Here is a 24,350-nt window from a genome sequence, read left to right as displayed (position 1 = left end):
CTTGATCTGCTTGCGCAGTTCCTTGAGCGACGCTTCCACCGAGTCGCGTACGGCGTCATTGGCGACGTCGAGTCGGTTCGCTTCCATCCGCTCCATGCCCTTGAGATCGTCCAGCCGTTCGACCAGCGCGCGCAAGGTGCGCTGGGCCGCTGTCGGCGGCATCCACGGCGCCATCGGATGGGTGCCGGCCTGCTGACTGGTGGCGAACTGCGCAATGAGCTTGGCGTCTGTGCGGTCGGTCTTGGTTCGCGTCAGCTGGCTCTTGCCGAAGTACTTTACTTGCGCCGGATTGGCCACGTAGACCGTCTTGCCTTGCTGTACCAGGAAGATGGCCAGTGCCTCGTGATAGATCCCCGTCGCTTCCATGCACACCGCCGCTTCCGGCGCGTGCTTGTCCAACCAGGTCATCAACTCCTGGAAGCCTTCTTCACGATTGGCCACCTTGGCGCGTGTCTGGAATTTGCCCGGCTTGGCCAGACCAACGGCCACATCAAACGTGGCCTTGGCCACATCCACTCCCACAACGTTTGTCATCGCCTTACCTCGCATGGTTTGTTCCGATCACCATGCTCATCCGGCTGATCCTTAGGTGTGCAGGCTCACGCCAGTGGCGGGCCGAGGGTACCGTTCAAACTTCTGGATGAGCGAAATCGGAACCGGGGTGTGCATCTACGTCACGGGCTCGAAGCCAAAGGAGCGCATCGGCATCACCCGGTTCCCCCGATGATCAGTCGGGAATGCTCGACCCTGACAGGTCGGACATCAAGACCTAAGGAGCGCACCCTGTGCGCGAACGGCGGGCGCAGCCCGCCTGTGGTGTGGCAAGGCAACCGCAAGAGCATCGCGCACAGGGTGCGCTCCTACGGGGATGCCGTTGGTGGTAGTCACGGGCACCAGTACACCGCCACCGGCACGCGCTGCTGGGCCAGCACCGCACGCACCGGGTAATGCTGCGCGGCGCCGAGACCGAGCCGCGCGTCGGCCAGCAGGTCGCGCTTTTTCTCGCCGGCGACCAGCAGGTACAGCGCGCGCGTTTCCAGCAGCGTCGGCAGGCTCAGCGTGATACGCGGCTCGCCGGCGCCGGGCGCGCGCATCGGCAGCACGCGGGCGCGGCCGTCCGGGTCCAGCGCCTCGGCCAGGTGGTCGCCGCCGGGGAAGAACGAGGCGGTGTGGCCGTCGTCGCCCATGCCCAGCACCACCGCGTCGAACGGCAGCGGCAGCGCGTCGATGCGCGCCGCGGCGGTGGCCAGCCCGGCTTCGGGGGCGGCATCGCCGGTATACAGCGGCACGAACGGCGCGGCCGCGGCGGCGTGCTGCAGCAGGCGCGCCTTCACCAGCCGTGCATTCGAGCGCTCGTCGGTATCAGGCACCCAGCGTTCGTCGACCAGGGTCACCTGCACCCGGGCCCAGTCGAGCTGCTCGCGCGCGAGGCGGTCGAAGAAATCCTTGGGCGTGCTGCCGCCGGAGACCGCCAGCACGGCATGGCCGCGTTCGGCCACACCGCTGCGCAGGCGCTCGGCGACGCGTTCAGCCAGCGCCGTGGCCTGCGCCTTGCAGTCGGTGAAGCTGTGAGTGGTGACGTTCAGGTGGGGAGTCATGGCAGAACTGTCGCGCCGGGCACCCAGGCGTGGCCGCGCGCATCGTGGTGAGGGGACGGCCAGTCTGCCGCAGGCATCGGGGTGATCGGGTGAAGCATCGGTAAACGCGGCCTATTCGCTGTCTTCGTTCCAGGTGCGGCCGTCGCGCTCGATCAGCGCCACCGCGGCGCTCGGCCCCCAGCTGCCGGCGGTATACGGTCGCGGCGCCTCGCCGCTGTCGGCCCAGGCGGCGAGGATCGGGCCGGCCCAGCGCCACGCCGCTTCCACTTCGTCGCGGCGCATGAACAGGGTGGGGTTGCCGCGCACCACGTCGAGCAGCAGGCGCTCGTACGCATCGGGCTGCTGCACGCCGAACGCCTCGGCGAAGCTCATGTCCAGCGGCACGTGGCGCAGGCGCAGGCCGCCCGGGCCCGGATGCTTGATGGTCAGCCACAGCTTCACGCCCTCGTCCGGCTGCAGCCGCAGCACCAGCCGGTTCTGCGACAGCGTGCCGGAGTCGGGACTGAAGATCGAATGCGGCACCGGCTTGAAGGTCACCACGATTTCCGACACCCGGCTCGGCAGCCGCTTGCCGGTGCGCAGGTAGAACGGCACGCCGGCCCAGCGCCAGTTGGCGATCTCCGCCTTCAGCGCGACGAAGGTTTCGGTGTTCGACTTGCTGTTGCCCAGCTCCTCTGGGTAACCCGGCACGCTGGCGCCCTCGGCCACGCCGGCGCGGTACTGGCCGCGCACGGTGAGCTGGGCGGCGTTGCTGTCGTCGATGGGCTTCAGCGAATGCAGCACCTTCAGCTTCTCGTCGCGCACCGCGTCGGGCGCCAGCGAGGACGGTGGCTCCATCGCCACCATGCACAGCAGCTGCAGCATGTGGTTCTGCACCATGTCGCGCAGCGCACCGGCGCGGTCGTAGTAGGTGCCGCGGTGGCCCACGCCGAGGGTTTCGGCCACGGTGATCTGCACGTGGTCGATGTGCCCGGCGTTCCACAGCGGCTCGAACAGCGCGTTGCCGAAGCGCAGCACCAGCAGGTTCTGCACCGTCTCCTTGCCGAGGTAGTGGTCGATGCGGAAGGTCTGCGATTCGCTGAACACCTTGCCGACCGCGTCGTTGATCTGGTTCGCGCTGGCCAGGTCGCGGCCGATCGGCTTCTCCAGCACCACGCGCGAGGCGCCCTGGTTGAGCTGGTAGTGGCCCAGCCGGGTGCAGATGTCGACAAAAAGTTCGGGCGAGGTGGACAGGTAGAACACGCGCACGTGCTCGGGCTGTTTGCCCATGAACGCGGCGAAGTCGTCCCAGCCCTCGTCCTTGCGCGCATCCAGCGGGTGGTAGAACACCTGCTGCAGGAACACGTCGAGCTGTGCCGCCGCGCACACCCCGATCATCGCCTCGCGCAGGTGCGTACGGTAGCCGGCGTCGTCCAGCGCCTCGCGGGCGACGCCGACGATGCGACTGCTGCCGGGGATCTGGCCATCGAGGAAGCGGTGGAACAGCGCGGGCAGCAGCTTGCGCACGGCGAGGTCGCCGGTGCCGCCGAAGATCACCAGGTCGAACGGTTCGACCGTTTGGGAGGAAGCAGTCACGCGATTACCTCGACTCGATGCCGGATGGTGGGCAGGGCGGCCGGTGGCGCGCTTGCCCGGGTTGGCTTTGATCGTACCAGTGAAATACCAGATCGACTACCGCATTGCATACGAATTCATGCGGAGGCTCGATCGGGCAGCTGCGGGCGCACTCGCCATCCCGTTCGTCCCGAGTGCAGGCTACGGGCCGCAATCGCTGGGATTGGCCAAGTCCGTGGGGCACTTCGGGTCCGCCCGCCGAAGCGAACCAGGCTCATGCAGAAGGATTCGAGCCGCCGGGCACTCCAGGGTCGAGAGACGTACCGGGCGGCTTGCGGCCAGTGGTTCGCTATTGGTATCGTTCGCGCATGGAAGCCGCCCTTGCCCACGAATACCGCCGGATCTGCCACGACCCGGCCACGCACCAGCCGCTGGCCTACCTGCGCCTGCGCCAGGCGATCCGCAACATCATCGGGCACCGTGACATCGAGCCGGGCCAGGCGCTGCCCAGCGAGCGCGATCTGTCGCAGACGCTGAAGCTGTCGCGGGTGACCGTGCGCAAGGCGATCGCCGGCCTGGTCGAGGAAGGCCTGCTGACCCAGCGCCACGGCGCCGGCACCTTCATCGCCGAGCGCATCGTCAAGCCGATGTCGCGGCTGACCAGCTTCACCGAGGACCTGCGCGAGCGCGGCCTGTCGCCGCGCTCGGAATTCTTCGAGCGCGGCATCGGCGAGGTGACGCCGGAGGAGTCGATGGCGCTGAACCTGTCGCCCGGCTCGCTGGTGGTGCGCCTGCACCGCGTGCGCTACGGCCAGGACGAGCCGCTGGCGATCGAGCGCAGCGTGGTTCCGGCCAGCGTGCTGCCCGACCCGCTGCTGGTGCACGACTCGCTGTACGAGGCGCTGGAAAAACTCAACGCACGCCCGCGCCGCGCGCTGCAGCGGCTGCGCGCGGTGTCGCTGAACGCGCAGCAGGCGCGGCTGCTGCACGTCGGCGTGGGCAGCGCCGGGCTGAACATCGAGCGGCGCAGCTTCCTCGACGACGGCCGCGTGGTCGAGTTCACCTGCTCCTGGTACCGCGGCGACATCTACGATTTTGTCGCCGAACTGCAGACCGACTGAAGGAACGCCATGGACGCCCGCGACACTCTGATGTTCCAGGAGGCGCACGAGTCGGCCGCGGTGCTGGCGCGCCAGTTCGCCGCGAACGAGGCGGTGGTGGCCGCGCTGGCGCGCGAGCTGCGCGCGCAGCCGCCGCGCTTCATCGTCACCTGCGCGCGCGGCAGCTCCGACCATGCGGCGGCCTACGCCAAGTACGTGTTCGAGACCCAGCTCGGCATCGTCACCGCCTCGGCCTCGCCGTCGGTCACTTCGGTGTACGCGGCCGAGCAGCGCTGGCAGGGCGCGCTGTTCATCGCGATCTCGCAGTCGGGCAAGAGCCCCGACCTGCTGCGCAATGCGCAGGCCGCGAAGGTCGCCGGCGCGCGCGTGGTGGCGCTGGTGAACGTGGCCGATTCGCCGCTGGCGGCGCTGGCCGACACGGTGATCCCGCTGCACGCCGGCCCCGAGCGCAGCGTGGCGGCCACCAAGAGCTATATCGCCGCGCTGGCCGCGGTGCTGCACCTGTGCGCACGCTGGCGCGGCGACGCCGAACTCGGCACCGCCCTGCAGGCGCTGCCGGACGCGTTGCGCGCCGGCTGGGACGCGGACTGGTCGGCGCTGGTCGATGGCCTGGCCGGGGCGCACAACCTGTTCGTGGTCGGTCGCGGCTACGGCCTCGGCATCGCGCTGGAGGCGGCGCTGAAGTTCAAGGAAACCTGCGGCCTGCACGCCGAGGCGTTCAGCGCGGCCGAGGTGAAGCATGGCCCGATGGCGCTGGTCGGCCCGGATTTTCCAGTGCTGTGCTTCGCTCAGGACGACGACACGCTGGACAGCACGCTGGCGGTGGCGCGCGAATTCCGCGGCCGCGGCGCGCAGGTGTTCGTGGCCGCGCCCGGGCTGCATGGCGCTGGCAGCTTGCCGGTGGCCGGCGGCCTGCCGGCGCTGTGCACGCCGCTGCTGACCATCCAGAGCTTCTACCGCGCGGCCAGCGCCCTGGCGCTGCGCCGCGGCTTCAACCCCGACCTGCCGCCGCATCTGAACAAGGTCACCGAAACCGTTTGATCCGATGGCACGGATAGGAGCCCGCTCGCGGGCGATGCCTTGAAAGCCGAGATTCGGGATTCGGAATTCGGGATTCGCAAAAGCAAGAGCATCGCCCGCGAGCGGGCTCCTACGTGAGGTTTCGCGTCCATGGTCGATCACGCATGAAGTCGCTCACCCACGCCCGCGTACTCACCGCCCACGGCTGGCGTGACGACCTCGCCGTGCTGCTCGACGGTGCGCACATCGTCGACCTGCTGCCGCCATCCGACCCGCGCGTGCGCACCGCGCAACAACACGACCTGCGCGGCGCCATGCTGCTGCCCGGCTTCATCGACGTGCAGGTCAACGGCGGCGGCGGCGTGCTGTTCAACGACGCGCCCACGGTGGAGACGATCCGCACCATCGGCGCCGCGCATCGCCGCTTCGGCACCACCGGCTTCCTGCCCACCCTGATCAGCGACAGCGTCGACATCATGCGCGCCGCACTGGCCGCAGTGGAACAGGCGTTCGAGGAAGGCGTGCCGGGCCTGCTCGGCATCCATCTGGAAGGCCCGTACCTCGCCCCTGAGCGCAAGGGCGTGCACGACGCGAAGTGGTTCCACGTGCCCGGCGAGGAAGAACTCGCCATGCTGTGCGCACCGCACCGCGGCGTGCGGCTGCTGACGCTGGCGCCCGAGCGCGTGCCGCACCACGTCATTGCGCGGCTGACTGCCGCCGGCGTGCTCGTCAACGCCGGCCACACGGCGGCCGACTACGCCACCACCCGCGTCGCACTGGCCGCGGGTGTGCGCGGCTTCACCCACCTGTTCAACGCGATGACTCCGCTGGGCAGCCGCGAACCCGGCGTGGTCGGCGCGGCGCTGGACGACCCCGGCAGCTGGTGCGGCCTCATCGTCGATGGCCACCACGTGCATCCGGCCAGCCTGCGCGTGGCGATCGCCGCCAAGCCGCGCGGCAAGATGCTGCTGGTCACCGACGCGATGCCGCCGGTCGGTGCGGACCGCCCCGACTATGTGTTGAACGGCGAAACCATCATCGTGAAGGACGGCATCTGCCAGACCGCCGGCGGCGTGCTCGCCGGTTCCGCGCTGGACATGGCCAGCGCCGTGCGCAACACCGTGCAGATGCTCGGCCTGCCGCTGGACGAGGCGGTGCGCATGGCCAGCACCTGGCCGGCCGAGTTCCTCGGCTTGGGCGAAAGCCACGGCCGCATCGCGCCCGGTTACCGCGCCGACCTGGTGGTGCTGGACGCGGAATACCGCGTGCAACAGAGCTGGGTCGGCGGGAAAAGCGGGTAGGAGCGCATTGCCCAAATAGCCGTCCGAAGCTAAAGTAGCGCGGTTCAGGTGTCCCGACGGCCCAGCGCCCAAGGGATGAAACGGGAAGCCGGTGCGTGGTGCGCAAACGCACTGCAAGGCCGGCGCTGCCCCCGCAACGGTAAGCGAGATCACGAGCGGCGGACGCCACTGTGCATGGCACGGGAAGGCGCCGCTCGGGGCATGCGGATCGCCGCACGCCACTCGCCAGCCCGGAGACCGGCCGGAACGCTTTCCTGGTGGCTCGCGGTGGGCGAGGCCGAACCACGTGTCGGTCGATCCTGCCCGCCCGTCGTTCCGTCTTCCTCCCATGCCTGTCGCCAGCTCATTGGACACATGAGTCGTGCGCGGGTGCACGGCGTAGAGGAACGAACATGAAGAAGACCCTGCTGACCGCGGCGCTGCTCGGCTGCACGCTGGCCGCCCACGCGGCCGACCAGAACGACGCCTCGTCGCTGAGCCCGGTGATCGTCACCGCCACGCGCACCGCGATCACCGCCGACGACGCGCTGTCCTCGGTGACCGTGATCACCCGCGCCGACATCGAGCGGCTGCAGCCGCTGTCGGTGCCGGATCTGCTGGCCGGCCTGCCCGGTCTGAGCTTCGCCAACACCGGCGGTTACGGCGAACAGACTTCGCTGTTCATGCGCGGCACCAACTCCACCCACACCCTGCTGCTGGTCGACGGTGTGCGGGTGGCCTCGGTCAGCGCCGGGCTGGCGGCGTTCGAGCAGATTCCGGTGGAGCAGATCGAGCGCATCGAGGTGGTACGCGGCCCGCGTTCCAGCCTGTACGGCGCCGACGCGATCGGTGGAGTGATCCAGATCTTCACCCGGCGCGGTACGCCGGGCGGCGGCCTGCAACCCACGTTCAGCGTGACCACCGGCAGCAACCATCTGCTGCGCGGGCAGGCCGGCCTGGCCGGCGGCGACGAGCATGCCTGGTACCACCTCAGCGTCGGCGCGCAGTACACGCGCGGCATCAACGCCTGTCGCGTCGGTGCGGCCGAGGCCTTCGCCGGCTGCTTTGCCGACGAGCCGGACCGCGACGCCTTCCGCAACAGGAACCTGAGCGCCGGCGGCGGCTACCGCTGGGACAACGGCGCCGAGCTCAGCGGCACCTGGCTGCGCAGCCTCGGCGAGATCCATTACGACGGCAGCTACCAGAACCGCAGCCGCACCGTGCAGCAGGTCGCCGGCAGCCACCTCAGCTTCAACCCGCTGCAGGCGTGGAAGACCACGCTGAGCGTGGGCCAGAACCTGGACCGCTACGACAACTACGAGAACCAGGCCTTCGTCGGCTACATCTACTCGCGGCGCAACCAGGCGTCGTGGCAGAACGACATCAGCGTGGCCAGCAACCAGCTACTCACGCTCGGCATCGACTGGCAGGGCGAACACATCGACAGCGACACCGGCTTCCTCGCCAATCACCGCAACGATACCGGCGGCTACGCGCAGTACCAGGGCACGTTCGGCCGCAACGAAGTGGAGCTGTCGGCACGGCGCGACCACAACAGCCAGTTCGGCAACCACAACACCGGCGCGGCGGCATGGGGTTATCACTTCGACGGTGGGCTGAAGCTCTCCGCCAGCTACGGCAGCGCGTTCCATGCGCCGACCTTCAACGACCTGTACTACCCGTACGGCAGCGGCAATCCGAAGCTGAGGCCGGAGAAGTCGCGCAGCGCCGAACTGGGCCTGAGTCAGCAGCAGGATACGTGGAACTGGGCGCTGAACGCCTACCAGACCCGCATCGACCAGCTGATCGCGCTGGACAGCAACTGGGTGCCGCGGAATGTGAGCAAGGCCCGCATCCGCGGCGTGGAAGGCCAGCTCGGCGCCAACCTCGCCGGCTGGCAGCTGCAGAGCTACCTGACCTGGCTGCAGCCGCGCAACGAAGACGGCGGCGCGAACGACGGCAAGCTGCTGCCGCGCCGGCGCGAGCACACCGCGCGGGTGGACCTGGACCGGCGCTTCGGCGCCTTCGGCGTCGGCGCCACCGTCTTCGCCGCCGGGCGCGGTTTCGACGATGCGGCCAACCGGCACCGGCTCGGCGGCTACTCCACCACCGACCTGCGCGCCAGTTGGCATTTCGCGCCGGACTGGCAGGTGGAGGCGCGGCTGGCCAACGTGTTCGACCACCGCTACGAGACCGTGTGGTACTTCAACCAGCCCGGTCGCGGCGCGTTCCTGACCCTGCGCTACAGCCCCGCGGCACGCTGAGCCGTGCCATGCATGCAGGAAGCCCGGCCGCGGGTTTCCTGCAGGCGGGTGGACTTCAGGCACATACACAAGGGAGGCGGCAGCTGGCATAAAGCCGACATGAAGGGAACTCTCGCCAAGCCTCGGGCCGTGCTCACGGCCCATTCGCCACGCCCATGGACCGGGGTGGCTGCATGAACGTCTTCGCACCGCTGGTGCGCCGCCCGGTGGGTACTTCGCTGCTTGCCATCGGCCTGCTGCTGGGCGGCCTGTGGGCCTACCTGCTGCTCGGCGTAGCGGCGTTCCCGTCGATCGAATTCCCCGGCGTGGCGGTGTTCGCGCAGATGCCCGGCGCCAGCGCGCAGACCATGGCCACCACCGTGGTCGCGCCGCTGGAGCGGCATCTGGGGCGCATTCCCGGGGTGCGCATGATGGCCTCCAGCGCCAGCGAAGGCGCCGCGCAGATCCAGGTCATCTTCAACATGGACCGCGGCGCCGACAAGGCCGCACGCGACGTGCAGGCGGCGATCAACGCGGCGGCGGCGGACCTGCCGCCCGGCATGCCCAGCCCACCCGGCTACTTCAAGTTCGATACCTCGCAGATTCCGGTGCTGCTGGTCTCGCTGACCTCCTCCAGCCTGCCACCGGACCGCCTGTACGACCTCACCGATACCCTGCTGAAGCCGGCGGTGGCGCAGATTCCCGGCGTGGCCCAGGTGCAGGTGGGCGGCGGCACGCCGCACGCGGTGCGCATCGTGCTGGACACCCGCGCGCTGGTGGGCATGGGCGTCACCGCCAATGACGTGGCCAATGCGCTGCGCGCCGCCAACGTCAGCTCGCCGCAGGGCACGCTCAGCAACGGCGCCATGCGCATGACGGTGAGCGCCAACGACGCGCTGCATACGGCGCGGGATTTCGCCGCGCTGGTGATCGCCAGCCGCAACGGCGTGCCGGTGCGGCTGGCCGACGTGGCGACGATCAGCGGCGGTCAGCAGGACAAGTATGCCGCGGCGTGGTTCAACGGCCAGCGCGCGGTGGTGATGCAGATCAACAAGCGGCCGGAGGCGAACGCGGTGGCCACCGTGCAGGCGATCCGCGCGCGCCTGCCGCAGCTGCGCGGGGTGTTGCCGGCCGACGCCACCATCACCCCGATCTTCGATTTCACCCCGACCACGGTGTCGGCGCTGCACGAGGTGGAGGTGGCGCTGCTGATGGGCATCGCGATGGTGGCGCTGGTGATGCTGCTGTTCCTGCGTCGGCTGCGACCCACCGTGATCGCCATGTTCAGCGTGCCGCTGTCGCTGGCCGGCGCGTTCGTGGCGATGTGGATGCTCGGCTTCACCCTGAACATCTTCTCGCTGATCGCGCTGGTGCTGTGCGTGGGCTTCGTGGTGGACGACGCGATCGTGGTGATCGAGAACATCGTGCGCCACATGGAACGCGGCGAGCCGCCGCTGCAGGCCGCGCTGGCCGGCGTGCGCGAGATCGGCTTCACCGTGCTGTCGATCACCCTGTCGCTGATCGCCGTGTTCGGTCCGATGGTGTTCGGCAACAACATGTTCACCATGCTGATCCGCGAGTTCTCGGTGACCCTGATCGCCACCATCGTGATCTCCGCGCTGGTCTCGCTCACGCTGACCCCGGCGCTGTGCGGCGCCTGGCTGGCGCATGAGCCGGCGGGCGCACGCGTGCCGGGGCGGCTGGAGCGCCTGGCCGAACGCTTCGACAGCGGCATGCTGCGCAGCTACGAGCGGGCGCTGGACTGGGCGATGCACCACCGCCGGATCATGCGCTGGCAGCCGATCATCCTGCTGGCGCTCACCATCGGCCTGGCGGTGGTGGTGGTGATGACCGCCGGCGGCGGCCTGATGCCGAAGGAAGACACCGGCTTGCTGCAGGCGAGCATCACTGCCGACGCCAACGTCTCGCCGCTGCTGCTGGCGCGGCGCACGCAGGAGGTGGCGGCGAAGGTCAAGGCCGACCCGGCGGTGCGCGACGTCTCCGCCTTCCTCGGCAGCAACAACGGCGGTGGCGCGGTCGGCAACCAGGCCAGCCTGTTCGTCGACCTGAAGCCGCCGGGCGACCGGCCGGGCGACCGCCAGGTCAGCTCCCAGGCGGTGGTCGATCGGCTGGACAAGGTCTTCAAGAACGTGCCGGACCTGGACGTGTCGCTCTCGGTCAACCAGTTCATCAGCGGCGGTGGTGGCGGTGGCGGCGGCCGCGGGCAGTACGCGTTCCAGCTCGACAGCGTGGATGGCGTGCCGCTGCAGCAGCCCACCCTCAAGCTGGCGCAGGTGATGCGCGGCATGAAGCAGTTCCGCAACGTCAGCACCAGCTTCGACAGCATCGGCAAGCAGCAGATGCTGCAGGTGGACCGCAACGCCGCGGCGCGGCTGCACGTGAGCGTGGCCCAGGTCGACACCGCTCTGGCCAACGCGTTCGGGCAGACCCCGGTCTCCACCATCTACTCGGACATCAACCAGTACCGCGTGGTGATCACCGCCGAGAGCGCCGAGTCGCTGAGTCCGGCCACCCTGCTCAATACCTACGTGCGCAACGCGCAGGGGCGGATGATTCCGCTGTCCGCGCTGGCGCAGATCCGGCCGCACATCGCGCCGGTCACCATCAGTCATTTCGATCAGCTCGAATCGGCCGCGGTCAACTACAACCTGGCCAAGGGCGTCACCCAGGCCGATGGCCTGAAGCTGGTCGAGCAGGCGATGTTCGCCGCGCAGCTGCCGCCGGGCGTGCACAGGAAGTACAGCGGCGACAACAAGAACCTGGTCGACGCGATGAACAATGCGCTGATCATGCTGCTGGCGGTGATCCTGGTGATGTACGTGGTGCTGGGCATCCTGTACGAGAGCCTGATCCACCCGCTGACGATCCTTTCCACCCTGCCGGCCGCCGGCATGGGCGCGTTCCTGGCGATGCTGGTGACGCATACCCAGTTGACCCTGATGTCGGTGATCGCGGTGCTGATGCTGATCGGCATCGTCAAGAAAAACGCGATCCTGATGGTGGACTTCGCGCTGGTGGCCGAGCGCGACCACGGCATGTCGCCGCCGGCGGCGATCCGCGAGGCGGCGCTGGTGCGCTTTCGCCCGATCACCATGACCACCCTGGTGGCGATGGGCGCGGCGCTGCCGCTGGCGATCGGTTTCGGCTACGGCTCGGAAATGCGCCAGCCGCTGGGCATCGCCATCCTCGGCGGCCTGTTCGTGTCGCAGCTGCTGACCCTGCTGAGCACCCCGGCGATCTACCTGTGGCAGCACGACCATCGCGAGCGCAAGGCGGCGCGGCAGCAGCTGCGCGCGGAGATCCGGCGCCAGCGCCAGGTGCAGCAGCAGATGCCGGCGCTGCCAAAATAGCCCCGGTTCCCCCGATGATCCGTCGGGAATGCTCGACCCTGACAGGTCGGACATCAAGACCTAAGGTGCGCTCCTACAGAAAACCGGATACCCCTGCCTTCCGGCACGGGGTGGACTTCAGGCACATACACCGGAACGTGCCAAAGGGCATAAAGTGGGCATGCACGGACTGCCCGCCACTTCCCCGACCTCCCCACGCCCGCCGCGCGCGCGGGCGGAAGCGCCATGAACATCTTTGCCCCGCTGATCCGCCGTCCGGTCGGCACCTCGCTGCTCGCGCTCGGCCTGATGCTGGCCGGCTTGTGGGCTTACCTGCTGCTCGGCGTGGCCGCGCTGCCGTCGCTGGATTTTCCCGGCGTCTACGTGGTGGCCAGCCAGCCCGGCGCCAGTGCGCAGACCATGGCGAACACCGTGCTGGCGCCGCTGGAGCGGCACCTGGGGCGCATTCCCGGCGTCGACGAAATGTACGGCAACGCCAGCGAGGGCCAGGCCTCGGTGATGGTGCGCTTCACCTTCGACCGCACCGCCGACAGCGCCGCGCGCGACGTGCAGGCGGCGATCAATGCGGCCGCGGTCGACCTGCCGACCGGCATGCCGTCGCTGCCGCAGTACTTCAAGTTCGACACCTCGCAGATCCCGATCCTGTTCCTCACCTTGACCTCGACCGGCCTGCCACAGGACCAGCTGTTCGATCTTGCCGACACCATGCTGAAGCCGGCGGTGGCGCAGATCGACGGCGTGGCCCAGGTGCAGGTGTTCGGCGGCACCCCGCATGCGGTGCGGATCGAGCTGGACAACGGCGCGCTGGCGGCCAAGGGCCTCACCACCAACGACGTGGCCAACGCGCTGCGCGCGGCCAACGTCACCTCGCCGCAGGGCACGCTGAGCGACGGCCATACGCAGATGACGGTGAGCGCCAGCGACAGCCTGCAGACGCCAGCCGAGTTTGCCCGCCTGCTGATCTCGGTGAGGAACGGCACGCCGGTGCGGCTGTCCGACGTGGCGAAGGTCTACAGCGGCCAGCAGGACGAATACCAGGCGGCCTGGTTCAACGACGCGCGCGCGGTCGGCCTGCAGATCAGCAAGCGGCCGGAGGCGAACGCGGTGGCCACGGTGGAGGCGATCCGTGCGCGCCTGCCGCAGCTGCGCGCCTCGCTGCCGTCCAGCGTGACGATGACGCCGGTGTTCGATCTCACCCAGACCACCAAGTCGGCGCTGCACGAGGTGCAGGTGGCGCTGCTGATCTCGATCGCCATGGTGGTGCTGGTGATGCTGGTGTTCCTGCGCCGGCTGCGGCCCACGCTGATCGCCACACTCAGCGTGCCGCTGTCGCTGGCCGGCGCGTTCGTGGTGATGTGGACGCTGGGCTACACGCTCAACACCTTGTCGCTGGTGGCGCTGGTGCTGTGCATCGGCTTCGTGGTGGACGACGCGATCGTGGTGATCGAGAACATCGTGCGCCACATGGAGCGCGGCGAGCCACCGATGGAGGCCGCGCTGGCCGGCGTGCGCGAGATCGGCTTTACCGTGGTCTCGATCACCCTGTCGCTGGTGGCGGTGTTCGCGCCGCTGCTGTTCGGCAACAACATACTGATCATGCTGCTGCGCGAGTTCTCGGTGACGCTGACCGCCGCGGTGGTGATCTCGGCGCTGGTCTCGCTCACGCTCACCCCGGCGTTGTGCGCCTGGCTGCTGAGCCACGAGCCGGAGCACACCAGGCAGCCCGGGCGCATCGAGCAGGCGGTGGAACGCTTCGACCGCCGGCTGCTGCACATCTACGAGCGTGCGCTGGACTGGGCCATGCACCATCGCCGGATCATGCGCTGGCAACCGTTGACCCTGCTGATCCTGACCTTCGTGCTCGGCTTCGCGGTGGCCAAGACCGCCGGCGGCACCTTCATGCCCGACGAGGACACCGGCCAGCTGCAGGTGGACATCAGCGCCGACGCCAACATCTCGCCGGCCGAGCTGACCGCGCGCGCGCTGGCGGTGGCCAAGATCATGCAGGCCGACCCGGCCGTGCTCGACCAGCTGACCATGCTTGGCCGCGACGGCGGTGGTGGCGGCGCGGTGGGCAACAACGCGCAGATGTTCGTCGACCTGAAACCGCGCGGCAGCGGGCCGGGCGAGCGCCGCGAGGGCATCAAGCAGGTGGTCGAGCGGTTGTCCAAGCAGTACGACAAGCTGGCCAACGTGAAGGTCTCGGTGAGCGCCGCGCAGTTCCTCGGCGGCGGCGGCAGCGGCGACAAGGGCGGCCAGTACGAATTCCAGCTGGTCAGCACCAACGGCGGCGACCTGCAGCCGTGGGCGCTGAGGATGGTGCGGCAGCTGCGCACGATGAAGGAGTTCCGCGACGTCAGCAGCAACTTCGACCAGGTCGGCAAACAGCAGCTGCTGAAGATCGACCGCGAGGCGGCCGCGCGCCTGCACGTGGGCGTCGGCACCATCGACTCGGCGCTGTACAACGCGTTCGGCCAGCGCCAGGTGTCGCAGATCTACTCCGACATCAACCAGTACGCGGTGGTGCTGAGCACCGGCGCGGCCGAGCGGGTGAGCCCGGAGTCGCTTCTCGACGTGCGCGTGCGCAACGAGCAGGGACGGATGATCCCGCTGTCCGCGCTGGCGACCATCGCGCCGAACCTGAGTCCGCTGCGCATACGCCACCACAACCAGCTGGAGGCAGCCACGATCAGCTACAACCTGGCCAAGGACGTCACCCAGGACGTGGGCGTGAAGCTGGTCGAGCAGGCCGCCTACGCCGCGCGCCTGCCGGCCGGCATGCGGGTGGATTTCACCGGCGCCAACCAGCGCCTGAAGCAGGCCCAGTCCAACGGCATGGTGCTGCTGCTCGGCTCGATCCTGGCCATGTACATCGTGCTGGGCATTCTTTATGAAAGCCTCGGCCATCCGCTGACCATCCTCTCCACCCTGCCGGCCGCCGGCGCCGGCGCGTTCTTGGCGATGCTGGTGACGCAGACGCAGATCTCGCTGATGGCGATCATCGCGGTGCTGATGCTGATCGGCATCGTCAAGAAGAACGCGATCCTGATGGTCGACTTCGCCCTGGTGGCCGAACGCGAGCGCGGCTTGCCCGCGCCGGAAGCGATCCGCGAGGCGGCGCTGGTGCGCTTCCGCCCGATCACCATGACCACCCTGGTGGCGATGGGCGCGGCGCTGCCGCTGGCGATCGGCTTCGGCATCGGCTCGGAAATGCGCCAGCCGCTCGGTATCGCCATCGTCGGCGGCCTGCTGGTGTCGCAGCTGCTGACCCTGCTGAGCACGCCGGCGATCTACCTGTGGAACCACGACCGCAAGATCCGCAAGGCGGCGCGCCGCGAACGCAAGGCGGAGAAGAAGCGGCTCAAGGCGTTGGGCGGGACCCAGGCGGCGTGATCCGGCCCGTGGCTGTGTAGCTGCGTCGGAATTGCTAAGGTTGACCCTTTCCAACAAAGGGACCGCCCATGCGTCTGCGTCCGGCTGCCTTGCTCGCCCCGCTCATCCTGCTGGCTGCGCTGGCCTCGTCGCCGTTGATCGCGGCCGAGCTGACCATTCCGCCGATCCAATACCACCAGCACACCCTGCCGAACGGTCTACAGGTGCTCAGCGTGGAGGATCACGCCAGCCCGAACGTGGCGGTGCAGGTGTGGTACCACGTGGGCTCGAAGGACGACCCGCAGGGCCGCTCCGGCTTCGCGCACCTGTTCGAGCATCTGATGTTCAAGAGCACCAGGCACATGCACGCCGAGCAGTTCGACCGGCTCACCGAAGACGTGGGCGGAGCCAACAACGCCTCCACCGGCGACGACGTCACCAACTACTTCGAGGTGGTGCCCAGCAATCATTTGCAGACGCTGCTGTGGGCCGAAGCCGAGCGCCTGTCCAACCTCAACGTGGACGAGGCGAACTTCAAGTCCGAGCGCGCGGTGGTGCAGGAGGAATACCGCCAGAGCGTGCTGGCCAATCCATACGGCAAGCTGTTCAACGCGATCGACCCGCACTCGTACACGGTGCATCCGTACCAGCGCCCGACCATCGGCAGCATCGAGGACCTGGACGCGGCCACGCTGCCGGACGTGATCGCGTTCCACCAGACGTTCTACCGGCCGGACAACGCCACCCTGATCGTCGCCGGCGATTTCGACCCGAAGCAGCTCGACGCCTGGGTGGACCAGTACTTCGGCTGGATCCCGAAACCGGCCGCACCGATCCCGCAGGTCACCGTGCGGGAACCGAAGCGCGGGAAGAACCTGCGCTACACCGTCACCAGCGAGACCGCACCGCTGCCCGCGGTGGCGATCACCTGGCTGCTGCCGCCGGCTTCCGACACGGCCGACAGCATCCCGCTCAAGGTCGCCGCTGCACTGCTGGCGAAGGGTGATTCCTCGCGGCTGTACCAGTCCCTGGTGTACCGCCACCAGGTGGCCCAGCAGGCTGGCGCCGACGCCGACGGCCGGGTCGGGCCAGGGCTGTTCACCGCCTACGCGATCCTTGCCAGCGGCCACCGGCCGGCGGAGGCGGAGAAGCTGCTGCACGAGGAGATCATCTGGCTGGCTACCCAGCCGATCCCCGCCGCCGAGCTGGACAAGGTGAAGACGCAGCTGCTGACCAGCGAGCTGAAGCAACGGCAGACCGCGCAGGGCCTGGCCTTCGCGCTGGGTCAGGCGACGCTGATCGACGGCGGCGCGGAACACGCCAACACCGACCTGGCCACCCTGCAGAAAGTCACCGAGCAGGACGTGCACTGCGTGCTGCAGAAGTACGTGACCGGCGCGCACAGCGTCACCATCGACTATCTGCCGCAACCCGCCGGCGCAGCGAAGGCATCGGGAGAAGCGAAATGAGCTGCCGCAAGAACGCCTGCCGTCTGGCCGTCTTTACGGCCATCTTGGTTGCCACCGGCAACGTGGCGGCTGCCGACTTTCCCGCCACGCCGCCCGCGCCCGGCCCCGCGCCGCAACTGAGCGTGCCGACGCCGACGACGCAGACCCTGGCCAACGGCCTGCAGGTGGTCAGCGTGCGCCGCGGCGGCCTGCCGCTGGTCACTGCGCAGCTGATCGTACGCCGCGGCGGCGAGATGGATCCGCCGGCGCTGGCCGGCCTGGCCGACCTCACCGCGAATCTGCTGACCAAGGGCGCCGCCGGCAGGAGCGCGCCGCAGATCGCCGCCGCCGCCGAGGCGCTGGGCGGCTCGCTGGATGCCGCCGCCGGCTGGGACGAAAGCGCGGTGGGCATCACCGTGACCACGCCGAAACTGCCGCAGGCGCTGGGCCTGCTGGCCGAGGTGGTCAGGCAGCCCGATTTCAGCGCCGAGGAGTTAAAGCGGGCGCAGGCGCAGGCGCTCGACGACCTGCGCCTGACGCTGAGCCGGCCCACTGCGCTGGCCTCGCTCGCCGCCAGCCGCGGCGTGTTCGGCGCTGGCGCCTACGGCCATTCGCGCGGCGGCACGCCGGCCTCGATCGCGCGCATCGGCCGCGCCGACGTGCAGCGGCTGCACGCGGCGCTGTACCGGCCGGACAACGCGATCCTGGTGCTGGCCGGCGACATCACCCCGGCGCAGGCGCAGCAACTGGCGCAGGCCAGCTTCGGCGACTGGCGCAAGCCGACCACGCCGCTGCCGGCGCGGCCGGCGGGCAAGGCCGCCAGCCAGCTGCCGAGGATGCTGCTGATCGACCAACGCGGCGCCGGCCAGGCCGGCGTGGTGGCGGCGCATGCCGCGCCGCCACGCGGCGACGGCGACTACTACGTGGGCACGCTCGCCAACGCGGTGCTCGGCGGCTCGTACTCGGCGCGGTTGAACCAGGAAATCCGCATCAAGCGCGGCCTGTCCTACGGCGCCACCAGCCGGTTGGAACCGCTGCGCGACGCCGGCCTGTGGCTGGCCTCGGCGCAGACCAAGAACCCTTCCGCGGCGCCGGTGGTCGAGCTGATGCTGGGCGAGTTCAAGCGCCTCGGCGACAGCCACATCGGCGTCGACGAACTGGCCGCGCGCAAGGCCACCTTGATCGGCGGCTACGGCCGCAGCCTGGAAACCACCACTGGCCTGGCCGGGCAGGTCGGCGAGTTGGCGGTGTACGGCGTGCCGCTGGACGAGATCGGCAAGTACGTCGCGCGGGTGCAGGCAGTGACGCCGAAGCAGATCGAGAAGTACGCGAAGCGGCACCTGGCCGCCGGCGCCGGCACGGTGGTGGTGGTCGGCGACGCCGTGCTGTTCGCCGCTGACATCCGCAAGGCGCATCCGCAGGCCGCGCTGCTGCAGTCGACCGCGCTGGATCTGGACAGCCCGACCCTGCAGCCGGCGGGCAGCAGAAAATAACCGTCCTGACCGTGCCATCACCGAACCCCGGCCATCGTGCCGGGGTTTTGACATCGTGGGCGCAACAATCTGTTGCCGAAATCGACCCAGGTCGGGGCTTCGCCCGGCACGGACTGCTTAGTAAACTATGCGGTACACAAAAAGAATCACTACCGCGAGGTCGCCCCCCATGTCTCTCCATCCCCTCATCCGCAGCGCATTTGTGCTGGCCCTGGTCACCGCCGCGCTGCCGGCGGCCGCCACCCGGTTCGAAGTACAGGCCGGCCGCAGCAACTCGAATAGTCACGGTGCGAACACCGCCTTCATTGAGGCGGTGTTCGACGGGCATCGCATCGGCACGACCCGCTTCAGCTGGTCGCCGGATGTCTCGCTCGGCTGGATCGATGGTCGCCGCCTGGCGAACGACAACGGCCGCTACACCATGCGCGATTCGGTAGCGCTGCTGGCCGCCGGTGCACGCTTCCACTTCGGCGACGCCGGCGACTGGTACCAGCCGCTGTTCTTCAGCGAGCAACTGGCCGCCACCAACCACGCCACCCACGCGCTCTCCAGCCACTACCAGTTCGTCAGCACGCTGGGCTGGCAGGCGAAGCATTTCAGCGTGGCGATCCGACACATCTCCAACGGCGGGCTGCATCGCCCGAACACCGGCGAGACGATGGCGCTGGTCGGTGTCGCCTTCGATATCTGACTGGCGCATGGCCGATCCGTTGAACGAGCACGGCCCCGTTCGGGGCCGTGCTCGTTCCGGTGATTGCCATCGGTTTCAGTGGCCGCCGGCGACCGGTCTGGCCTTCGGCGTGAACGGCGGCCTGGCCAGCCAGATCACCAGCACCAGCGCCAGGAAGATCCAGCCCAGCGCGTGGAACACCTCGTTGAACGAGATCTGGTAGGCCTGCTGGGTGATGATGTCGTTGAGCACACCGGCAGCGGCCTGCTGGTCGCCCTGGCCGAGCTGGTGCAGCGCGGCCTGCGTGGTCGGGCTGTAGGCGGTGATGTGTTCGGTCAACCGCTCGTGGTGGGTCACCGCACGGCGCTCCCACAGCAGCGTGGTGAGCGACGCCGAGAAGCTGCCGCCCAGCGTGCGCAGGAAGGTGGCCAGGCCGGAGCCGGACGCGATCTCGTTCTGCTGCAGGTCCGACAGCAGGATGGTCAGCACCGGCATGAAGAACAACGCCACGCCCAGACCCTGCCACAGCTGCACCATCGCCACGTGGTAGAAGTCGATGCCGATGAAGAAGTCCGAGCGCATGAAGCAGGTGCCGGCCATCACCACGAACGCGACCGAGGCCAGCATGCGCAGGTCGAAGCGGGTGGCGTACTTGCCCACGAAGAAGGTCAGCAGCACCGGCAGCACGCCGATCGGCGCGGTGGCGAAGCCGGCCCAGGTCGAGGTGTAGCCGAGGTTGCGCTGCAGCCACAGCGGCACCAGCAGGCCGATCGCGAAGAACGCGGCGTAGGCCAGGGTCAGCGCGATGGTGCCGGCGGTGAAGTTGCGGTGGCGGAACAGGCGCAGGTCGACGATCGGGTCCTTGTCGGTCAGCTCCCAGATCAGGAACACCGCGATGCCGATCACCGAGACGATGCTGGTGACGATGATGAAGCTGGAGTTGAACCAGTCCTCGTCGTTGCCCTTGTCCAGCACGATCTGCAGCGCGCCCACGCCGATGATCAGGCTGACCAGGCCGACGTAGTCGACCTTCGGCCGCTCGGTCTTCTCCACTTTTGCGCGCAGCTGGTTCGCCACCACCATGCTGGCGAAGATGCCGATCGGTACGTTGATGAAGAAGATCCACGGCCACGAATAGTTGTCGGTGATCCAGCCGCCGAGGATCGGCCCGGCGATCGGCGCCACCACCGTCACCATCGCCAGCAGCGCCAGCGCCATGCCGCGCTTGGCCGGCGGATAGATGCCGATCAGCAGGCTCTGCGTGATCGGGTACATCGGCCCGGCCACCGCGCCCTGCAGCGCGCGGAACAGGATCAGCATGCCCATGCTCTGCGACACCCCGCACAGGAACGAGGTCAGCGCAAACAGCAGCGTGCAGGCGGTGAACAGCCGCACCTCGCCGAAGCGGCGGCTGAGAAAGCCGGTCAGCGGCAGCGCGATCGCCATGCTCACCGCGAACGAGGTGATCACCCAGGTGCTCTGGTTGTTGCTGACGCCGAGGTTGCCGGCGATGGTCGGCAGCGACACGTTCGCGATGGTGGTGTCCAGCACCTGCATGAACGTGGCCAGCGACAGGCCGACCGTGCTCAGGGCCAGGTGGGGCGGGCGGAATTCGGTGGTCATCGGAACCAGTCGGTCGTTGTAGGAGCCCGCTTGCGGGCGATGCTCTGGCTCTGAATTTCCAGACCAGAAGCATCGCCCGCAAGCGGGCTCCTACGGGGGTTTGGAGTTACTTGCCGCCGGCCATGTTGGCGTGGACGATCTGCGTGATCGTCGCGTCGGCGCTGGCCAGTTGCTGCCGGTAGACGTCGGTGCTGAAGGCGGGCTTGCTCGGCGAGCGCTGCGAAAGCATCGGGCCGCTGCGGTCGTGCAGGCCCACATCCACGTTCAGCGACATGCCGATGCGCAGCGGGTGCCGGTCCAGCTGGGCCGGGTCGTCGAACACGATGCGCACCGGGATGCGCTGCACGATCTTGATCCAGTTGCCGGTGGCGTTCTGCGCCGGCAGCAGCGAGAACGCGCTGCCGGTGCCCACGCCCAGGCTCTGCACCTTGCCCTTGTAGGCCACCTTGCCGCCGTAGACGTCGGACTCGATCGTCACCGGCTGACCGATGCGCATGTCGGTGAGCTGGGTTTCCTTGAAGTTCGCGTCCACCCACACCTGGTGCAGCGGCACCACCGCCATCAGCGCGGCGCCCGGCTGCACGCGCTGGCCGACCTGCACCGAGCGTTTGGCCACATAGCCGTCCACCGGCGCGACCAGGGTGGCGCGCTCGTCGTCGAGGAAGGCGGCGCGCAGGCGTGCCGCGGCGGCCTGCACGTCCGGGTGCGAGGCGACCACGGTGTCGTCGACCAGCACCTTGCTGGTCTGGTACTGCTGCTGGGCGGTGACCAGGTTGCTCTCGGCGCTGGTCAGCGCGTCGCTGGCGTGCGCCAGTTCCTCGGCCGAGATCGCGCCGGACTTGGCCAGCGCCACGCGCCGCTGGTAGTCGGCGCGCGCCTTGTCCACCGCGGTCTTGCGCGCGGCTACGTCGGCCTGCGCGCCGTTCATGCTGGAGTACAGGCCGCGCACCTTGCGCACGGTGGCGGCGAGGTTGGCCTTCGCCCCGGCCAGCGCCACGTCGGCGTCGCTGGGGTCGAGCCGCACCAGCACGTCGCCGGCATGCACCAGGTCGCCGTCGTCGGCGCCGATGCTGACCACGGTGCCGGGCACCTGCGGGGTGATCTGCACCACGTTGCCGTTGACGTAGGCGTCGTCGGTGCCCTCGTACCAGCGGCCGTCGAGGAAGTACCACAGCGACCAGCCGACGGCGGCGAGCAGCATCACGCCGCCGAGCAGGCGCAACAGCAGGCCGCGCGGGTTGTTCCTCGCCGGCGGACCGACCGGCATGCTGGCAGCCGCGGCGCCGCTCGAATCAGGGATGGTCTGGCTGGACATGGGGCTGCCTCAGGAACGTGACGGGGTGGGGGACGGGATGGCGACGGCCGCATCGGTGCGCGGCTGGTAGCCGCCGCCGAGGGCCTGGATCAGCTGTACCGAAAGATCGGCCTGCTGCGCTTCAAGCGCGGCGCTGCCGCGCTCGACGGCGAGCAACTGCTGGCGCACGCTGAGCGCTTCCAGGTAGCTGCCGACGCCGGCCTGGTAGCGCTGCTCGGCCAGATCCCAGGCTTGTTGCGCGGCATCCTGCGCGCGTTGCTGCGCGGCGATCTGCGTCTGCAGCGACTTGAGCGCGGAGAGTTCGTCGGCAACCTGGTTGAGCGCGCCGACCAGGGTCTGGTTGTACTGCGCCACGGCGAGGTCGTACTGCGCGTCCTTGGCCGAAAGGTTCGCGCGCAGGCGGCCGCCGTCGAAGATCGGCAGGCTGAGCGACGGCCCGACCTGGTAGAACCGTCCGGCCAGGCTGAGCGGATTGGCGCCGCCCAAGCTGACCAGGCCGGCCATCGCGCCGATGCTGATGTCCGGCAGGAATTCGGTCTTCGCCGCCCTGATGTCCTTGCCCGCGGCCTCGACGCGCCAGCGCGCCGCGACCAGGTCGGCGCGATGGCCGACGAGCTCCAGCGGCAGCTTCGCCGGCACCGCCAGCGCGGCCGGCGCCAGCTGCCGCGGCCGTTCGAGCTGCAGGCCGCGATCCGGGCCCTTGCCCAGCAGCACCGCCAGCGACGAGCGCGCCGCATCGACCGCGCGACGGGCCAGTGCCGCCTGCTGCTCGGCGCTGGCCACTTCGGCGTCGCCCTGCTTCAGCGCGACCTGGTTGTCGATGCCGGCGGCCACGCGCTGGCGGGTCAGTTCGCGCGCGGAACCGGCGCGTTGCAGCTCGGCGTCGGCCAGGTCCTGCTGGGTGAAGGCATAGCCGAGCTGGACATAGGCGCGGGCCACGTTGCCGGACAGCTCGATGCGCGCGGCACGGGCGTCCACCTCGGCGGCGCGCGCCTGGCCCAGCGCCGCTTCCCACGCGGCGCGCTTGCCGCCCCATGGGTCCAGATCCCACTTGAAGCTGGTGTAGCCGTACTTGGCGATGGCGAAATGCGCCTTGTCGCCGAGCAGTGCGGGCGGCGGCCGGGCACCGGCGACCGCGGCGCCGCCGTTCACGCTGGGCCCGCGTGCGGCGTCGGCGAAGCCCGCCGCGGCCTGCGCGGCGCGGGCGCGCGCATCGGCCACACCCAGGCCGGGGTTGTCCTGCAGCGCCTCGGCGATCAACGCGTCCAATTGCCGGTCGCCCAGCCCGGTCCACCAGTCGGTGGTTGGCCACGCGGCCGCGGACAGCTGGGCCAGGCTGCGCCCGGCCTTCAGGGTGGACGGGTCGGTCGGCGTGCCTTCCGGGTGCAAGCCGCCGCTGCTGGCACAAGCGGCCAGCGCAAGGGTCAGGGCAGCCGCAGCCGCCAGTTGATGCAGACGCATGGGGGGAGTCCAGGGGGGAGGTCAGCTCTTGTCGCGCAGCGCGTGCAGCACGCGCTCCAGGTAGTCCTGCAGTTGCGCCTGTTCGGCCTCGCTCAGCGAACGCTGCGCGGCGGTCAGCACGTGCTCGTTGCAGTCGACCAGCTGCGTCCACAGCGCGTTGCCGGCGTCGGTCAGCTCGATGCGCAGGGCGCGCCGGTCCTGCTCATGCGGGCAGCGGCGCAGGTAGCCCTTGCCCTCGAGGTGGTCGAGCTGGCGGGTCATCGCGCCGCCGTCCAGTTCCACCGAGCGGGCCAGCTCGCTGGCCGACATCGGCCCGAGCCGGGCCAGCCGTTTGAGGATCAGGAACTGGGTGAAGCTCAGGTTCAGGCCCTTGGCCGCCAGCTCGGTTTCCATCGCCCGCACGATCTCCGTGCGGACCAGGCCGAGCAGGATGCCCAGGCTTTCCTTGGGCGTGGAGAAGGCAAGCGATTCGCTATTCATGGCCGCGCATTCTATTGCCAAAATTATATTTGTCAATGCAAATATATTCGAGTCCAGTTTTGCTCAGGCAAGTGTTCAGGGCGGCGCGGGTCCGCTGGGACCGAAAGTCGTCGTGCACCAGCGCGTGCAACGCGGGAGCGCGGAAGATGAACAGCTCGAACACGCCCAGCGCCAGCAGGGTCGGCAGTTGCGCCAGCAGGCGGGGTTCGGTCTCGCGACGCACCGATCCCGGGGCGCCGGATCGAGCATCAGCTGGGTATGCACCACGGATTCGGTGAGTGCGTCGGCGTACGTGGCGGGG

17 protein-coding genes and 1 riboswitch are annotated in these 24,350 nt (G+C 69.2%); of the genes, 9 read left to right on the top strand and 8 right to left on the bottom strand.

Going from position 1 to position 24,350, the window contains the following annotated elements; all coding sequences use genetic code 11:
• The 3 genes from AC3WTD_RS10885 to zwf form a co-directional block, all read right to left on the bottom strand.
• The coding region (locus tag AC3WTD_RS10885; RefSeq protein WP_492613808.1) for an IS110 family transposase at positions 1–510 on the bottom strand (510 nt) is incomplete at its 3' end.
• A gap of 374 nt (positions 511–884) precedes the next feature.
• Complete coding sequence (gene pgl, locus AC3WTD_RS10880) at positions 885–1,598, bottom strand: 6-phosphogluconolactonase (RefSeq protein ID WP_492613807.1); 714 nt, start codon at positions 1,596–1,598, stop codon at positions 885–887.
• A 111-nt stretch (positions 1,599–1,709) separates the two neighbouring features.
• Complete coding sequence (zwf, locus tag AC3WTD_RS10875) at positions 1,710–3,173, bottom strand: glucose-6-phosphate dehydrogenase (RefSeq protein ID WP_492613806.1); 1,464 nt, start codon at positions 3,171–3,173, stop codon at positions 1,710–1,712.
• A 347-nt stretch (positions 3,174–3,520) separates the two neighbouring features.
• Here zwf and AC3WTD_RS10870 point away from each other — a divergent pair, with 347 nt between their 5' ends.
• The 9 genes from AC3WTD_RS10870 (at position 3,521) to AC3WTD_RS10830 (ending at position 19,191) form a co-directional block, all read left to right on the top strand.
• Positions 3,521–4,273: a GntR family transcriptional regulator gene (locus AC3WTD_RS10870; RefSeq protein ID WP_027491285.1), complete on the top strand. Its 753-nt coding sequence runs from the start codon at positions 3,521–3,523 to the stop codon at positions 4,271–4,273.
• A gap of 9 nt (positions 4,274–4,282) precedes the next feature.
• Positions 4,283–5,314 carry an SIS domain-containing protein gene (locus tag AC3WTD_RS10865; RefSeq protein WP_027491286.1) on the top strand — a complete coding sequence of 344 codons (1,032 nt, stop codon included), beginning with the start codon at positions 4,283–4,285 and terminating at the stop codon, positions 5,312–5,314.
• A gap of 143 nt (positions 5,315–5,457) precedes the next feature.
• The gene (gene nagA / locus AC3WTD_RS10860) at positions 5,458–6,594 is read left to right on the top strand and encodes an N-acetylglucosamine-6-phosphate deacetylase (RefSeq protein ID WP_235642441.1); all 1,137 of its coding nucleotides are present in this window, start codon (positions 5,458–5,460) and stop codon (positions 6,592–6,594) included.
• Positions 6,595–6,623: 29 nt separating this feature from the next.
• A riboswitch (cobalamin riboswitch) is annotated at positions 6,624–6,854 on the top strand.
• A 132-nt stretch (positions 6,855–6,986) separates the two neighbouring features.
• Positions 6,987–8,837: a TonB-dependent vitamin B12 receptor gene (gene btuB, locus AC3WTD_RS10855; RefSeq protein WP_027491288.1), complete on the top strand. Its 1,851-nt coding sequence runs from the start codon at positions 6,987–6,989 to the stop codon at positions 8,835–8,837.
• A 173-nt stretch (positions 8,838–9,010) separates the two neighbouring features.
• A complete protein-coding gene (locus tag AC3WTD_RS10850) occupies positions 9,011–12,187 on the top strand; it encodes an efflux RND transporter permease subunit (RefSeq protein WP_492613805.1) in 3,177 nt (1,058 codons plus the stop codon).
• Positions 12,188–12,412: 225 nt separating this feature from the next.
• Positions 12,413–15,580, top strand: coding sequence for an efflux RND transporter permease subunit (locus AC3WTD_RS10845; protein WP_492613804.1), 3,168 nt, complete (start codon positions 12,413–12,415; stop codon positions 15,578–15,580).
• Positions 15,581–15,648: 68 nt separating this feature from the next.
• On the top strand, positions 15,649–17,028 hold the full coding sequence (locus tag AC3WTD_RS10840) for a M16 family metallopeptidase (protein WP_492613803.1): 1,380 nt from the start codon (positions 15,649–15,651) through the stop codon (positions 17,026–17,028).
• The gene (locus AC3WTD_RS10835; protein ID WP_492613802.1) at positions 17,025–18,500 is read left to right on the top strand and encodes a M16 family metallopeptidase; all 1,476 of its coding nucleotides are present in this window, start codon (positions 17,025–17,027) and stop codon (positions 18,498–18,500) included. The genes AC3WTD_RS10840 and AC3WTD_RS10835 overlap by 4 nt, the downstream gene beginning before the upstream one ends.
• 169 nt (positions 18,501–18,669) lie before the next feature.
• Complete coding sequence (locus AC3WTD_RS10830; RefSeq protein WP_027491293.1) at positions 18,670–19,191, top strand: acyloxyacyl hydrolase; 522 nt, start codon at positions 18,670–18,672, stop codon at positions 19,189–19,191.
• Positions 19,192–19,266: 75 nt separating this feature from the next.
• Here the strand turns inward: AC3WTD_RS10830 and AC3WTD_RS10825 are convergent, their stop codons facing one another.
• The 5 genes from AC3WTD_RS10825 to AC3WTD_RS10805 all read right to left on the bottom strand — a co-directional run bounded on the left by AC3WTD_RS10825 (position 19,267) and on the right by AC3WTD_RS10805 (position 24,272).
• Complete coding sequence (locus tag AC3WTD_RS10825; RefSeq protein WP_492613801.1) at positions 19,267–20,793, bottom strand: DHA2 family efflux MFS transporter permease subunit; 1,527 nt, start codon at positions 20,791–20,793, stop codon at positions 19,267–19,269.
• Positions 20,794–20,899: 106 nt separating this feature from the next.
• The gene (locus tag AC3WTD_RS10820) at positions 20,900–22,108 is read right to left on the bottom strand and encodes an HlyD family secretion protein (protein ID WP_492613800.1); all 1,209 of its coding nucleotides are present in this window, start codon (positions 22,106–22,108) and stop codon (positions 20,900–20,902) included.
• A gap of 9 nt (positions 22,109–22,117) precedes the next feature.
• On the bottom strand, positions 22,118–23,569 hold the full coding sequence (locus tag AC3WTD_RS10815; protein WP_492613799.1) for an efflux transporter outer membrane subunit: 1,452 nt from the start codon (positions 23,567–23,569) through the stop codon (positions 22,118–22,120).
• Positions 23,570–23,590: 21 nt separating this feature from the next.
• Entirely contained in the window at positions 23,591–24,049 is a 459-nt protein-coding gene (locus tag AC3WTD_RS10810) for a MarR family winged helix-turn-helix transcriptional regulator (protein ID WP_027491297.1), read from the bottom strand.
• Positions 24,042–24,272: a hypothetical protein gene (locus AC3WTD_RS10805; protein ID WP_492613798.1), complete on the bottom strand. Its 231-nt coding sequence runs from the start codon at positions 24,270–24,272 to the stop codon at positions 24,042–24,044. The genes AC3WTD_RS10810 and AC3WTD_RS10805 overlap by 8 nt, the downstream gene beginning before the upstream one ends.
• Between the last annotated feature and the right edge of the window lie 78 nt (positions 24,273–24,350).

The organism is Rhodanobacter sp. FW106-PBR-R2A-1-15, assembly GCF_058789735.1.
Note: the sequence above shows the minus strand (reverse complement) of the source record. Positions and strands in the feature narration are given on the sequence as shown.